Source organism: Pantoea sp. GM01 (assembly GCF_000282675.1).
Lineage (GTDB): Bacteria > Pseudomonadota > Gammaproteobacteria > Enterobacterales > Enterobacteriaceae > Pantoea > Pantoea nemavictus.
In genome coordinates this window covers 12754-26806 of the sequence record NZ_AKIU01000005.1, presented here as the reverse complement: position 1 = coordinate 26806, position 14053 = coordinate 12754, and the positions used below count along the sequence as shown (strand labels likewise).

The 14053-nt window shown below is 51.8% G+C and carries 13 protein-coding genes; 10 read left to right on the top strand and 3 right to left on the bottom strand.

The genetic code is table 11. From position 1 onward, the window contains the following. The first annotated feature begins 39 nt into the window (after window positions 1–39). Window positions 40–1557, top strand: coding sequence for a UvrD-helicase domain-containing protein (locus PMI17_RS01780; RefSeq protein ID WP_007885459.1), 1518 nt, complete (start codon window positions 40–42; stop codon window positions 1555–1557). After that, window positions 1547–3199 carry a TraI domain-containing protein gene (locus PMI17_RS01775; protein ID WP_007885458.1) on the top strand — a complete coding sequence of 551 codons (1653 nt, stop codon included), beginning with the start codon at window positions 1547–1549 and terminating at the stop codon, window positions 3197–3199. Before PMI17_RS01780 ends, PMI17_RS01775 begins: the two co-directional genes overlap by 11 nt. A gap of 32 nt (window positions 3200–3231) precedes the next feature. Here the strand turns inward: PMI17_RS01775 and PMI17_RS01770 are convergent, their stop codons facing one another. The 3 genes from PMI17_RS01770 to PMI17_RS01760 are packed head-to-tail and all read right to left on the bottom strand — an operon-like array spanning window position 3232 to window position 4645. Next, complete coding sequence (locus tag PMI17_RS01770) at window positions 3232–3618, bottom strand: thioesterase family protein (RefSeq protein ID WP_007885457.1); 387 nt, start codon at window positions 3616–3618, stop codon at window positions 3232–3234. Further along, window positions 3618–4088 carry a hypothetical protein gene (locus PMI17_RS01765; protein WP_007885456.1) on the bottom strand — a complete coding sequence of 157 codons (471 nt, stop codon included), beginning with the start codon at window positions 4086–4088 and terminating at the stop codon, window positions 3618–3620. The genes PMI17_RS01770 and PMI17_RS01765 overlap by 1 nt, the downstream gene beginning before the upstream one ends. After that, window positions 4070–4645: a hypothetical protein gene (locus tag PMI17_RS01760; RefSeq protein ID WP_007885455.1), complete on the bottom strand. Its 576-nt coding sequence runs from the start codon at window positions 4643–4645 to the stop codon at window positions 4070–4072. The genes PMI17_RS01765 and PMI17_RS01760 overlap by 19 nt, the downstream gene beginning before the upstream one ends. A 588-nt stretch (window positions 4646–5233) precedes the next feature. On the opposite strand from PMI17_RS01760, the gene dnaB-PI reads away from it, so the two are divergent. The 8 genes from dnaB-PI (at window position 5234) to PMI17_RS01720 (ending at window position 13901) form a co-directional block, all read left to right on the top strand. Then, window positions 5234–6622 (top strand): SPI-7-type island replicative DNA helicase, encoded by a 1389-nt coding sequence (gene dnaB-PI / locus PMI17_RS01755; protein WP_007885452.1) that lies wholly within the window; start codon window positions 5234–5236, stop codon window positions 6620–6622. Beyond that, the gene (locus PMI17_RS01750) at window positions 6619–8175 is read left to right on the top strand and encodes a ParB family protein (protein WP_007885450.1); all 1557 of its coding nucleotides are present in this window, start codon (window positions 6619–6621) and stop codon (window positions 8173–8175) included. The genes dnaB-PI and PMI17_RS01750 overlap by 4 nt, the downstream gene beginning before the upstream one ends. Before the next feature lie 3 nt (window positions 8176–8178). Then, window positions 8179–8763: a DUF2857 domain-containing protein gene (locus tag PMI17_RS01745; protein WP_007885449.1), complete on the top strand. Its 585-nt coding sequence runs from the start codon at window positions 8179–8181 to the stop codon at window positions 8761–8763. Window positions 8764–8808: 45 nt separating this feature from the next. Further along, window positions 8809–9057: a hypothetical protein gene (locus PMI17_RS01740; RefSeq protein ID WP_007885448.1), complete on the top strand. Its 249-nt coding sequence runs from the start codon at window positions 8809–8811 to the stop codon at window positions 9055–9057. A 75-nt stretch (window positions 9058–9132) separates the two neighbouring features. Beyond that, the gene (locus PMI17_RS01735) at window positions 9133–10323 is read left to right on the top strand and encodes an STY4528 family pathogenicity island replication protein (protein WP_007885447.1); all 1191 of its coding nucleotides are present in this window, start codon (window positions 9133–9135) and stop codon (window positions 10321–10323) included. Window positions 10324–10541: 218 nt separating this feature from the next. Continuing rightward, window positions 10542–11255, top strand: coding sequence for a PFL_4669 family integrating conjugative element protein (locus PMI17_RS01730; protein WP_007885446.1), 714 nt, complete (start codon window positions 10542–10544; stop codon window positions 11253–11255). A gap of 10 nt (window positions 11256–11265) precedes the next feature. Beyond that, window positions 11266–11820 (top strand): hypothetical protein, encoded by a 555-nt coding sequence (locus PMI17_RS01725; RefSeq protein ID WP_036619935.1) that lies wholly within the window; start codon window positions 11266–11268, stop codon window positions 11818–11820. A 14-nt stretch (window positions 11821–11834) separates the two neighbouring features. Further along, window positions 11835–13901 (top strand): DNA topoisomerase III, encoded by a 2067-nt coding sequence (locus PMI17_RS01720; protein WP_007885442.1) that lies wholly within the window; start codon window positions 11835–11837, stop codon window positions 13899–13901. Window positions 13902–14053 lie beyond the last annotated feature (152 nt).

The window sequence follows — 14053 nt, the reverse complement described above, 5'->3', positions numbered from 1 at the left end:
CATGGTTCATGGCTTGACGCTGACGGAGGTACTGATTACATGCAACCCACGCAGGAGCAGGCACAGATCATCGCCTGGAAAGGCAGGAAACTTGTCGTTACGGCGTTTGCCGGTACGGGCAAAACGTCCACGCTTGAAGCCTACGCACTGGCAAACCCCACGAAGCGGATGCTTTATCTCGCCTACAATCGCGCGATCAGGGAGGAGTCCGAGCGTCGTTTTCCTTTTAACGTCGAGTGCAGAACGTTTCATCAACTGGCATGGCCGACGTTCGGGCGGCACTTCCAGGCACGGCTAACCACGTCTCTTCGCGTAACGGATATTGCGCGGCTGCTCAACACCCGTCACTGGCTGCTGGCACGGACTGCGCTGGGCACGCTTAACACCTTTCTGTACAGCGCCGACGGAGAAATATCATTTCTGCATCTGCCCGATGAGAGCGATCGGGGCGGACTGGACGCGGGCAAAATACTCGGCGCTGCACAGGTCATATGGCACGAAATGACCCGGATGGATGCACATTTTCCGGTGACGCATGACACCTATCTTAAACTTTATCAGCTGTCAGTGCCGGAGCTGAATAAGAAATGGGACGTGATCCTTTTCGATGAGGCGCAGGATGCTAATCCGGTGACCAGTCAGTTTGTTCTCAGCCAGCCCTGTCGCATCATCCTTGTCGGCGATCGTTATCAGCAGATATATCGCTTCAGGGGGGCGGAAAACGCTCTGGTTTCTCCGCAGCTGGAGACTGCAGACAGGCTGTGGCTGACGAACAGCTTCCGGTTTGGTCCGGCGGTCGCAGACGTTGCGAATACCCTGCTTGCCGGGGCGGGGGAAACCCGCCGGATTTTCGGCCTTGGCGGTGAGGACCAGGTTGTACCCGAACTGCCCGCAGGAACCGCGCACTGCTGCGTAATCAGCCGGACGGTAGCGGGCGTGATTGGTTCCGCCCTGGTGGAGAGCCTGACGGGTAAAAAGGTGTACTGGGTGGGCGGCATGGAGGGATACCGCATTGGTGAACTGGAAGATTTGTACTGGCTTTCGGTCGATATGCCCGATCGCATTCAGTCGCCGCAGCTGACGCGTGATTATTGTGACTTTGAAGAATACCGAACCATTGCCAAAGCCACAAAAGATCCGGAAATGGGGCAGGGTGTACGATTGCTGGACATGTACTTTCCACTGCCAATGCTGCTGGCCGTGTTAAAAAAGCAGGCTGTGACGCGCGAAAGCGATGCTGATGTGACGGTCGTGACGGCGCACCGCAGTAAAGGGCTTGAGTGGAACGCGGTCAAAATCAACGACGATTTTGTTGATATTACCGATCCCCTTTTAAACGCGCGTGAAAAAGAAGATGAGCTTAATCTTCTCTACGTATCGGTGACGCGCGCGCGTAAAATTCTGGTGCCCAATGAGCTGGTCTGTATCGTGACCGGCTGCCTCGATGCATTAAGCGAAGGCTCTGAAACGCCGGACGGAAAGGACTCAGAGAGCGTAGAGGCTGCGCTTAATATCAGCAATGAAGCTGAATTATCAGGGAGCCAGAATGTTCAGTAAGCTCATAACCATGATATCCGGGGGGCAAACCGCGGTTAAGCCAGCACAGGCTGGCGGTAAGGTTCCGCCGGGATATTTCGCGCCACAGCCAGCCGCAGAGCTGCTTTCTTCCCCGCATCGTAAGCACCTCCTCCGGCAAATCTGGGATAACACGTCTTTGCCTGAGGAGATTTATAACCGGCTTTACCTGGCACCGCTTAAGAGACTCGCTGAGGGCGTACAAAATGTGCCGGCCAGCGCTGAAGGTGAATGGAGTAAAGAGGGCGGATACATAGATCTCACCCTGAAATTTACTGCTTGCAGCGTCAGGCTGGCAAAAGGGCATATGTTTCCTCCGGGCGCGGCACCCGAGGAACAGGCCGCAAAAAACACGCTCTGGAATGCGGTCGTTTTCTGGTCAGCGCTTACGGCGCATCTGCCGCAACTGAACAGGATTGAAGGGGAATTGCTGGACGGACAATGCTGGATCCCCGGTATGTCATTGCCGGGTGCACCTTATCGGTTCCGGATAAGCAATCCAGCCGATTCCGGTATGCCAGCAATGATGGCCGCCAGGCTGTTACCTGATGACGGGGTCAGCTGGCTCTGCGGCGATCGCCAGGCCATGCGGGTGATGGCTTCTCTGGCCAGCGGGGATGCGGCGGCCATGCCGCTCATCAATGAAATTCTCAACAATGCGCGGGGCATCATCGGCTCCCCCGCCGGTTCTCCGCCGGCAGGCTTGCCTGCTGTGGCCGCTGCAGTACCGATAGCGGATCCGGGGCTGCCGGCGACGGCTTTCCCTGGCGATATCATCAGTGCGGCCTCAGCACTCGCCGGTATCGGGTCGGAAAGTGCAATGGGTCTGACCTTCGGTCTCGCACCAGTGAACGCAGAACCTCCGTTAACTGCGGATGATGAAACCGGGTCTTTGCCCTCAGCACTTTCAGAAAACTGCGGCGCAGTAACTGAGCAGCCAGTGGCTGAAAAAGCGGCTGATGATGATACGACCGTCCTTCTCAGCATGTTTGCTGCAGCTGAACCGGCGGAGACCAATGTGGATGAACAGGCGGATAGAGCAGTTACGGCTACTTCAGATGAGTGTTGGCCTGTACAGGATATGAATGAACAGGTAATTGCGATCCCGGATGAAAGCCTGGAACTTATTCCCGATGTTAAGCCGCAGGAAATATTGCCTTTTATCGATTCTGTGCTGAATCAAGCCAGCAAAGAAGATGTTGCGTGTGAAAAGTCCGTTACTACCGCTGCACCTGAAAGCAGTGATACAGGTAATCCTGGCGAGCAATTCTTATTGTGGCTTAAAGAGTCAATTAATAATAAATTGCTTAGCGTGAATGAGAAAGACAGTATGCTTCATGCAGTAAGTGGTTTTATGTTTATATCCCTGCCGGGAACGGTATTTAAATTCATTGAAGCCACGGGCATTGATAATGATCGCAGGGCTGTGCAAGCGTCATTTGAAAAGAATGGCGTATTGCATATGCGTAACGATAAGCGTTTTTTCAGGGTGCGAATATATGAATCTGAAGGGCTGGAAGGTAAATATCAGAAGCGGAGTGGATATTTAGTGCGCCTCTCATTATTTTATCAGGCAGGAAAGAATAAAATTAAGGACAGCCGATATATTCTGATTGAAAACTGACAAGGGAACCCGGCAGGGTCCCCTCAGATAATTCAGGCTGGAATAGCATTTTTCACTGCGTCAGGAACGGTTGGTCTGCCATTAGCGATGCAAGTAGCGGTAAATACTGCTTCTGCATACACAACATCGTTAACCAGTATTTGTTGGATAAAATTGACGCGGCTGCGCTTCTCATTTGCCTGAAGGGCGCATGTTACCTGCATTTCATCGCCTTTCTGCAGGCTCTTTTTAAAGCGCATCGTGTATTCCAGAATCATGTGAAGGCGTCCTTCAGCGAACTCCTGTTCGAGATCCAATCCCAGTTCTTCTTTCATAAACGCGTGGCGCGTCCACTCCATGTAGAAGGGATAATACAGTCCATCCACAACACCCTGAAAATCAACGTGCTTTTCGTCTACGGAATAGGTTTTGGTAAACATCATAAGTCCTTAAAATAGTTCAGCAGTGCAAACCGCATTGGCAGTATCAGATTTTCGAATTCCTTTTGCGAGGTGTCAGCCCCGGTACAGATGTTGAGTGCCATACTCAACTCATTTTCAATTCCATAGATAAAGCTAATGCCGTGATAAATGTTGTGTTGCCGACGTTGTTCATCAATAACATTATTTTTGTCATTGCGGAGAGCGTCATCCCAGACCACTGTACTGACGTCCCCTTTTTGGATCTTTGTCAGCTCAATACCAATTTTAATGAGAAGGCTGTCTTTGTATTTCCCATCGTAATAAAACTTGTTATCCCAGTCCGCATAACCATTGCTCTGATGGGCTGAGATAGTATTTTTTTCAATTAGCAACGTGGATATATAGGTCGTTTTTTCCAGCTTATTCAGGAAGTTTATCACCTCAGTACTGCAGCGATGAAAATTTAGTTTTACCTCTTTTGGATCCACTTCACTCTCCGGCACTCGAGAATATCTTCTTTCTTAATGGCCGTGCTTTTTACACCTTCAATAGTGACGTTATCCTCGTCAACTATTTTGACCACCCCAATTACCAAGCCGTTTTTGTGCCTTACATGGCATAGCTTGTTGTTATTAGGGTCCAGAGTTCGTTCATTGGATACAATACAGAACTCTCCGAAACTTATATAAGGCTCGCCGTAGGTACCGCCGACCTGTATGAGTTCTACGTCGGGAATCTGGCGGCTGGCCAGTATGAAAAGGGTATCTTCATCGAGCTGGGTGTATTCAGTGAACTGCGGCGGAAATCCCGCACCCGTCATGATCCAGTCACCTTCAACCTTCAGGCCGCTCTCGCTGAAAAAGCCTGCAATCAGATTGATCACATCAATGCGTCGCGGCGGTACGGTACCGCCAGACTCCCAGCGAGTGTAAGTCGTGTAGGAGAGGTCAGTATTCTTCTGCTGAACGTAGTTCACTACTTCCTGAGGCGACGTTCCGGTTGCCGCGCGGCAACATTTCAACCTCTTCTCAATTGTGTCAAGCATGCGTACGTCCTAAGCGAAAACAATACACATGATTCTAAAGGAAAAATTAGTATTCGTTGTGGGAATAAATACCACTAAATGGGAAATATTTGCACGAAAGTCTTAAGTGATGGTAATATTTAAAGACTTTATAAATAAAACGTTAAAGAATTTCATACTCTTTCATCAATGCTGGCATAGTTTTCATGGAGCGGGCAAGATTTTCGCTTCAGGCATGATGTTTGTTGCTGCTGAGCATTCGGGATCATTCAGGCGCCAGAACAGATGGGCCTGAAAGTAATAATTTGAGTTAAGAAGAAATCCACACTTTGACTTAAGCCGGAGAGACTATGCCCTCAGTAACTGATGCCCAGAACCCTGCACCAATCGTTTACATAGGTCTAGTCAGACGTATGAAAACTGAAAGCTGTGCCGTCAGGCTCACTCAGTCTTCAGGCCGGGTGGTGAGTGCATCAAAAATTGTACAGGGTCTTATTGATCGCTATCTGGACATCTATACAGAAGAGTTAGCGGCTCAATCAGCTAACAGCTAGCACCTCATTCTTCAAACGAATGCTAATCCACGTTTATTTGTGGAGGGATCATCTCATGCCTGAAAAACCATTAGTTACAGAAAGTATTCCTTACCATACCGATGCAGAGCAGTGCGTGTTGGGTGCATTGATGCTCGATAATGAACGATGGGACGATATCAATCTTCTGCTTACCGGAGACGATTTCTTCGTTGGCGCCCATCGGGCGATTTTTCGTGCCATGAGTGGCCTGACCTCCCGCTTACAGCCTTTTGACCTTATCACCCTCAGTGAAATGCTGGAAAGCGAAGGCCGGCTCGATACGGCTGGCGGCTTTGCTTATCTTGCCGAACTCAGCAAAAACACCCCTTCGGCGGCAAATATCCTCTCCTATGCCGGAATTGTTCTCGAAAAGAGCCGGCTCAGACAACTACAGATCATTGGTAACTCTCTTCTGGCAGATATTGGCAGTAGCAGGCTTAATTCCCTTAGTGTTGCCGCCCACGCTGAAGATGCGCTTTTCCGGTTGAGTGAGCAGGGACACCATGCAAACGAGTGCGAAACGGAAATCATGCAGGCGCTGGATCAGCTGCTGAGCAAGTTGGAAGTGGCCACTGCTGCAGACAATGGAATTACGGGAACACCGACCGGGATGGCTGAGTTTGATTTTATGACGTGTGGACTGCAGCCCGGCGATTTGATCATACTTGCTGCCCGACCGTCTATGGGCAAAACCTCACTGGCGCTCAGCTGGGGCATTGGTGCTCTGCAGAGCCGACCCGAAGAGAATGTAATCATCTTCAGCATTGAAATGCCCACCGACCAGTTGACCATGCGGATGCTGTCGATGCGCAGCAGGGTAGAGCTCAACAGCCTGCGCAGCGGCAATCTCAGCGACGCTGACTGGGGCAGGATATGCATGGGTGCACAGGAAATAGCGGACTGGCGGCAAAGGTTAATCATTGATGATAACAGCAATCAGACACCGGCTACCCTTCGTACCCGCGCCCGCAGATACGCCCGAAAATACGGCAAACCCTCTCTCATTATGGTGGATTATCTTCAGCTGATGCGCTGTCCGGACATGGAAAACCGCACGCAGGAAATCGCTGAGATATCCCGATCTCTTAAAGCGCTTGGTAAAGAACTGGGGTGCCCCGTCCTTGCACTGTCACAGCTCAACCGCCAGGTTGAGCAACGCGCGGATAAGCGGCCAAACAATGGCGATCTTCGTGATTCAGGGGCGCTCGAACAGGATGCCGATCTGATTGCGTTTATTTATCGCGATGAGGTGTACCACGCCGATACCGCACATCCTGGTCAGGCCGAAATCATTATCAGTAAACAGCGGCAAGGGCCGACCGGCACTATCAAAACGCAGTTTGACGGCAAATTTACTCTCTTCAGTGAATACCCTGAAGGAGGATATGACCTGGGTTATGACTTCCGGAGGCCAGCACAGTGAAAAAGGCTCAGCAGGTTTTAAGCCCATTGCCAGACCGAGAAAACATCACCCATGTATTCACATTGGATCAGCTGTGTCCCAATCCCGATAATCCACGAAAAACGCGAAACCCCCGTTTTGATGACATCAAATCGTCTATTCGCGCGCGTGGTCTCGAATCCGTACCACTGGTCACCCGCGATCCGCGTCTTCCTGAAGGAATATGGACCTTCAGCGATGGCGGGAACACCCGTTATGCCATTATGCGTGAACTGTGGGACGAAACCGGAGATACGCGTTTTTACCGGATGACCTGCGTGGTGAAACCCTGGGCAGGCCGCTTTCAGTGCCTGACGGGGCACCTGGCAGAAAATGAAACGCACGGACAGCTGACGTTCATTGATAAAGCCCTCTCGGTTCAGGATGCCAGGCAGTTGCTTGAAGAAGAGAGAGGGAAAAAAGTTTCGCTGCGGGAGCTGGCATCTGCACTGACAGAGAATGGGCTACCCGTCCATTATTCCAGCGTCTGTCGTATGGAAGATGTCGTCAGACATCTTTATCCGTGGATGCCTGAACTTCTGCGCTCGGGGTTTGGCGGGCAGGAACTTCGGCATCTGCTCAAGCTTCGTAAAAGCGCTGAATCAGTCTGGGAAAAGTATCAGGCAGAAAAGTTTATTGAAACTGATACAGATTTTACCCCGGTATTTGGCATGTGCTGCAGCAAATTTGACGATCCAGAGCTGTGGTCTCTTGAGATGTTCAGGGATGAGTTAATCGGCGATCTCACGCAAGCGTTTCCCTGTGAAGATCTCAACTACGATGGCTGGCTGCTTGAGTTAAAAGGCAACTCTAAACCTGACGCCAGTGATCCAGACAAAGACTTCTCGGTCGCTACAGCGGACGAAACTGTGCCGGAAGCCGAATTACTGAAAGCTGGCCGTGAAATTCCAATCGGGACTGAACTGCAGCAGTCTGAGCCTGACCAGATTTTTGACGATAATACACCTGATTTTCAAAATCCGGATGATCAGGAAGCATGCGCTGAAAATCGAAACGGTTGTGAGGAGCCTTCTGACCAGGCCAGCGTCATTCCGCATTCTTCCTGTACTGAACCAGATATACAGTCATCCCTCGTAAAAGACCCGCCTGAAGTTGCTGAGTCACAGGAACACGCCGTAACAGACTCGCTGTGGCACGTTAATGCTCTCCAGGATGACATCGACCATCTTCAGAACCTCTCGTGGCGCCTGAGCTGGGAAATTGCCAGCGCCCATGGTTGTGGCAATGATCTTGAACCAGCCTGTGAAAGTGAAACTTCACCAGGTTTCCGGATGGTTTCTGCCAGTGACGCATCTGATGTGGCCATCTTTCTGGCCTCGCTTACCGGCACATCTCATTCTGCCGGAGACGGGAATCTTTCGACAGTTTTGCTGATCGGATCCTTCGAATCAGTCTCACCGCTATTTAATGACGAGCAGACCCTGACTCTCTTCCGACTTATCAGGATCCTTCGTCGCCTCCGCGAACTGCAGCGTTTAAATGCTGCGCCTGTTGTTCCTGTCAATGAAGGGTAAAAGATGAACACCAACCTCTCTCGCGCCGCTAACGGTTTCCTGCTCGATCTGGTCCTGGAGCTGAAAAACGGCTTTATACGCCGCTGCGACAAAATGGGCCTGAATTCTGACGACATCGCCATGCTCAGGGACATGACCGTGGAAGACATTCACTACATCATCAACAGCGAAGTATCCGTGCTGACGTTTGCCATAAACCAGGACAACCTTTCCCGACTGGTCATGCAAGCAAGACTTGAGCAAACGCGAAAACTGCGTATTGACCGGGCGCTTGCTTTAGGCGGCTCAATCAAACTCATGGAGCATTTTTTCGGGCTGATGAGTAATGACGTAGCAGCACGTCGCAGGATCGCCGGCATAAAAATTCGTGCAGGTCGTGGAAGCGTCCTTAACGATGATCAGAGTAAGGAACTATGGGAAATCTGGGCGGCAGATGAAAGTAAAACCTTTCACAGCGAAACGGATGAGGGGCTGGATTTAATGCTGCTTGCCGCTGAACAAATGGATATTTCTTTGACTGCTGTCTGGAACACTGTTCTCAGATGGGAAAATGACAATCTGACAGCGGCCACACGTAGAAGAGCATGACTGTTAACCCGTGTAGAGCGTTCACTGTAATCAGAAGGGGTCAAAGTGCGATTTAAAGAAATCATTCCGGGCCTGAAAGCTCCGGCGACTGTTCCGGCGTCATTGTCCAATAAAGCGGCCAGCGCGATTCGAAGATTCTGGCTCGGAGAGCGTAACTATAAGCGCCTGAATGAAAACCGGACGGGCTATTACAAGATTGATCTCGGCCCGTTCTGGCGATTGCTCAGCCGCGATGAAGGGCGCACCTGGGAGATGATGAACCATGAGCGCTATAACACGGCAATGCGTAACTGAAGCGTAGTCAGAATGCTGAGCGATGAGCCTTTAGCGGCACATTGCTCAGCATTTTTTGTATTCAGAAGGTGAAGAATGACATTACCGGATGACAGCCTGATCCAGCAGGCAGTTTCTAAGATGAGCGATCGGCTAAATGCTCGTGCTTTAGATGAACAAAACAGCTTTGTCCGTGGAGGTCTGCTTTTTACGGGCAACATTCACGATTCCATGCCCCGCCGGTTGCTTCTCGATCAGCGCCTCTCTCCGCTTGATAAAATGGGCTGGATCATTATCCGCCTGCACGCTTTGAGCAATGACGGTGCCGTTTTTCCTTCCTATGAAGAATTGCAGCTGCAGCTGGCAACGCCGGGTAAAGGCAGGGCATCAAAAGAGACCATCAGCCGGATACTTCTTATGTTACGCATCACGGGCTGGCTCAGCCTCTGCAAACGCGTCAGGGATGAAAAGGGAAGGGTAAGAGGGAATATTTATGCGCAGCATGATGAGCCATTGTCATTTGCTGATGCAGAAATATTCGACCCGCACTGGCTTAAAACAGTGGCTGAAGCCTGCCTGAGCAGTAACCGGACCATCAGCGCCACGGCAAAAACAATCATCAGTGAAATCCGGCTTGATCCCACAATGCTCCATCATCGCAGTCATCTCCAGATGATTGAGGCCCGTCTGGGCTCAGCCCAAAGCCCTGAAGAATTGACCAGCCGTGCCGCACCCGGACAGGCAGGGCGCTCGCCGGGTTCGGATTCCGAACTCAGCTTAAAAATGCTTGTTCAGCAGCCCGGTTCGGATTCCGAACACAGTGAGAGTACCGGGAATGACAACTGGGTTCGGAATCCGAACAGTTACGTACGTAGTTTTACTAATAATACAGATAAAACACACGTAACCGGTTCGGTTTGCCTGCCAGATGATTTCGGCTCACTGCTGAAACCAGAAGATCGGGACATGGTTAATAGCCAGCTGCAGGCGCTGTCACCTGAGCGATCCGCCCTGGTACTGTCGAATGTTATTCGTGCACAGCGTGAAGGCAGCCTGCAAAACCCGCTTGGCTGGTTGCTGACGGTGCTAAAAAAGGCCCGGAAGGGGGAGCTTTATCCTGCAGAAAACGTACGAAAAGTACCTGATTACATGAGCCCGTCACCGCGCCCTGAACTGCGCCCTTTTAAGCCTTCTCGTCCTGATAGCCGGCAGACGTGCAGTGAAGAGCGCGTAAGAGAAATCGTTCAGAGTCTTCGAATGTCTGTTGGAGCTCAGAGAAATGATTAGGCACCCAGCGGGGTCACAAAAGCGAGCAGTGTTGCACGGTGCAACAGAGGTCAAAAAGTGAGCAATGTTGCACCGTGCAACAGAGGTCATTAATTAAGCGTCATAAGCAGCGAACAAATTTTACGTTTCGAATATCTGATTTCGAATTGTTTACGGTCCTCTCAGGAATGAGGATCGCCACTTAACTTACGAAAGCCTTTGCCAATCAGGAGACAGCTATGGCCGAACAGACAACCCCTCAAACAGCGTCCCGGCGATCTGGCGGATTAGTATCTACGCTGACTGTCGAGCTGCACTCGCATTATGCAATCAGGCTCTGGGAAGGGCGTAATCGATCAGATGAGAAATCAAAGGCTGAAAAACGCCCCAAAATTCTGGGGATGCCGGAAGCGATTTCGCGGGCAGGGTTCGCCGGACGTGATGCTGCGGCCGGCAACCCCTATGGTGATGAGTTGCTGGTCAATCTTGAAGAGGCCATTAAGCTGGCGACTGACAAGGTTGAAGAGCAGGTGAGGATTATCGATAACATTACGTCTTGCGTTCCCGCCGGTATCACCATTTCAGACGTAACTTCCTCCGAGCCGTTGAACCTCGATGTGTTTAGTCGATCACCTCTGGGCTATCGCTGTGTCTGGCTGTTAGTGCATTACGACCAGCTGGCGCTGAAAGCCTTCCGGGCGTTCCACTACGGCATGGTTTCCCGTGCACAGCGCGACCAGTTTCTGGAAAAAGGCAGTAAAGCGATACGGGTCGTATACGGATTGATTCAGAATTACCGGACCGTGCCGGTGACATACGAGGATATTCGCCATAAAACGGCGCGGGGTCTGGCTGCTATCGAGCGTCTGGGCGAGCCCGATCCTAGCGTTATGTCGGGTAAAAAGCGCTCTTCATTCTCTCCACTTAGGGCCGTGACCCCAGAGGACAATTAATTTGAACCGGATGATTACTTCGGGCGTTATCTGCGCCCTTCTCAGCGGTTGTGCCGGCACTGACTTTTACAGCATCAACAAAAATATCAGCGATACTGCTTTCAGTATCAGTAAAACCCTGCGCGGCAGCGATTCGGATTCCATGGATTCCGGCAACGGTATGCCTGTACTGACAAAAGCATCATCATCTGGCGGGAAAAGTGTCAACAAACAGTTTAGCGTGCCGGTTGATATAGACACGGCCGCCGCGAGATTAAAGCGCCACTATGGCTATGTGAGTGCGGATGAAATTGAACGTATTCGCTCCAGAGATCATAACAGCCGCTGGAGTGCCGCTGCCATTGAGGATGCCCATCCAGTGTGGGAAGCCGTTCCGGGGAGCTCCTATCGTATGGGCAGCGACGTGGGTGACAACGACCATATGGATATTGAGCTTGAAAAGAACGGTTCCGGTACGCGGGTATATGTGACATACAAATCACCCGTGGCATCGCACCTTACCGGCAGCGCGTTCAACAACGTTATGTCTCAGGTCCGCCAGGTTGCTTCTGGTCAGGCACGCTAAAACCGGAGGCCGGCATGCAGCTTTATCTATGTGAAAAACCCTCTCAGGCCAAAGATATTGCCCGCGTGCTGGGCGTCAGCCAGCGCGGCCAGGGGTGTATTACCGGTGGTAATATTACGGTCACGTGGGCAATAGGCCATCTGCTGGAAACGGCCACGCCCGAAACCTATGACGAGCAGTTTGGTCGCCCGTGGCGCACTGAGGTGCTGCCGATCATCCCGGACCGCTGGCAGATGACCGTCAAGAAAGACACTGCCGATCAGTTTGGCGTTATCAAAAAACTGCTGAAACAGGCCAGTGAGGTAGTCATAGCCACCGATGCCGATCGCGAAGGTGAGGTGATCGCGCGTGAGCTGATGGATTACTGCAATTATACCGGTGCCGTGCGCCGGCTGTGGCTTTCCGCGCTGGATGAAGCCAGCATCAAAAAAGCCCTCAGTGAAATGCTGTCAGGCGACAAGACCGAAAAACTGTATCAGGCAGGTATTGGCCGCTCGCGTGCGGACTGGCTTATCGGGATGAACCTGACGCGGCTTTATACCCTTAAGGCCGGTGAAGTCGGGTTATCGGAGGTGTTTTCCGTGGGCAGGGTGCAGACGCCCACGCTCGCTATAGTGGTTAACCGGGATCTTGAAATTGCCGGCTTCACACCAAAGCCCTGGTGGAAAGTCAGAGCGCAGCTTGAAAAAGACGGTGTCCGTTTTGAGGCTGAATGGGTTGCTGCGGAGCAATACTGTGATGATGAAAAGCGGTGCGTAAATCAGCAGATTGCACAGGCCGTTCAGCAGCTCTGCCTGAAAGCCGGGAACGGCAGCGTGATTTCCGTTGAGAAAAAGCGTGCTAAAACGCCAGCACCACTCTGTTTTTCCCTCGGCAATCTTCAGGAAGCCTGCAACAGGAAATGGGGTTTCGGCGCTAATGAGGTGCTGTCTATAGCCCAGTCGCTGTATGAAACGCACAAAGCGACGACCTATCCGCGAACAGACTGCGGTTATCTGCCGGTATCAATGCGGGAAGAGGTCAATGACGTTCTCCAGGCTGTACAGCATTCTGATCCAGCTATCGGCAGCGAGCTTTCCCGACTTGATACCGCATTTACTTCGCGCGTCTGGAACGACAAGAAAATTACTGCGCACCACGCCATTATTCCGACGCGACAGCCATTCGACATAGCAAAGCTGAACGCAAAAGAGCTCAAAGTCTACTCTCTAATCCGCCTGCACTATCTGGCTCAGTTTATGCCGCTGCAGGAATCCGATGTGACGGATGCCACCTTCAATATCGGTAATCAGCTTTTCCGCACGCGCGGTCGCGTGATGGTTCATGCCGGGTGGAAATCCCTGTTCAGAGGGGAGCTGGCTGAAGAGGAAGAGGGTGATAAGGAATCTGCCGCGCAGCTGCCCGTGCTGGAACAGGGCAATGTCTGCAGCGTCACCGGTGCAGACGTCAAAGATAATGTGACAAAAGCGCCGCCGCACCACACGGAAGGAACGCTTATTGCCGCCATGAAAAACGCCGCCAGCCTGGTCACGGATCCCCAGCTCAGGAAGGTGCTCCGCGATAACGCGGGACTCGGTACGGAAGCAACGCGCAGCGGCGTGCTGGAAACGCTGTTTAAACGGGGCTTCCTGGAGAAAAAAGGGAAATTCATCATTGCCACGCAGATGGCGCGGGAGCTGATCGCTGCTTTGCCAGAGACGCTGACCAGTCCGGGCATGACGGCCCTGTGGGAGCAGGCGCTGGATGACATTGCCCAGGGAAAAAGCGGGCTCAGTGATTTTATGCAAAAGCAAAGCCAGTGGACCCGGCATCTGGTCGAAAAAGGGCGGGACACTGCCTTTAAGGTCACGATTCCGGTCGGCCCTGTCTGCCCGCTGTGTGGCGGAAAGACCCATCAGCGTAAGAGTAAGGAAGGTAAATTCTGGGGCTGTGTGAAGTACCCTGACTGTAAGGGAATTGTTGGTGAGACAAACCGTAAAACCCGACGCCAGGCTGCGGGGAAAAGCCGGGGCACTGGTAAAGGCCGGAAAAGTCCGGCTTCTGCGCCGGCTACCCTAAATCTGCAGAGCCAGAAAGGTTGACAGTCGTGAAATTTGGCTTAAAAATAAACGTGCTTGTCCGTCGTCTCTGACGACCACCAATGATTCACCGGCCTGAGAGAATCGCCTTCGGGTGGCTGAACATAACACTCCTGTAGCCTGCAAGGGAGAACACATCAGTGTGGTAAATCTGC

Excerpts from the sequence above, each read along its gene's own strand:
- PMI17_RS01770 (WP_007885457.1), bottom strand. The coding sequence starts at position 3,618 with ATGTTTACCAAAACCTATTCCGTAGACGAAAAGCACGTTGATTTTCAG.
- PMI17_RS01720 (WP_007885442.1), top strand. The coding sequence starts at position 11,835 with ATGCAGCTTTATCTATGTGAAAAACCCTCTCAGGCCAAAGATATTGCC.
- PMI17_RS01735 (WP_007885447.1), top strand. The coding sequence starts at position 9,133 with ATGACATTACCGGATGACAGCCTGATCCAGCAGGCAGTTTCTAAGATG.
- PMI17_RS01725 (WP_036619935.1), top strand. The coding sequence starts at position 11,266 with ATGATTACTTCGGGCGTTATCTGCGCCCTTCTCAGCGGTTGTGCCGGC.
- PMI17_RS01760 (WP_007885455.1), bottom strand. The coding sequence starts at position 4,645 with ATGCTTGACACAATTGAGAAGAGGTTGAAATGTTGCCGCGCGGCAACC.
- PMI17_RS01745 (WP_007885449.1), top strand. The coding sequence starts at position 8,179 with ATGAACACCAACCTCTCTCGCGCCGCTAACGGTTTCCTGCTCGATCTG.
- dnaB-PI (WP_007885452.1), top strand. The coding sequence starts at position 5,234 with ATGCCTGAAAAACCATTAGTTACAGAAAGTATTCCTTACCATACCGAT.
- PMI17_RS01730 (WP_007885446.1), top strand. The coding sequence starts at position 10,542 with ATGGCCGAACAGACAACCCCTCAAACAGCGTCCCGGCGATCTGGCGGA.
- PMI17_RS01780 (WP_007885459.1), top strand. The coding sequence starts at position 40 with ATGCAACCCACGCAGGAGCAGGCACAGATCATCGCCTGGAAAGGCAGG.
- PMI17_RS01775 (WP_007885458.1), top strand. The coding sequence starts at position 1,547 with ATGTTCAGTAAGCTCATAACCATGATATCCGGGGGGCAAACCGCGGTT.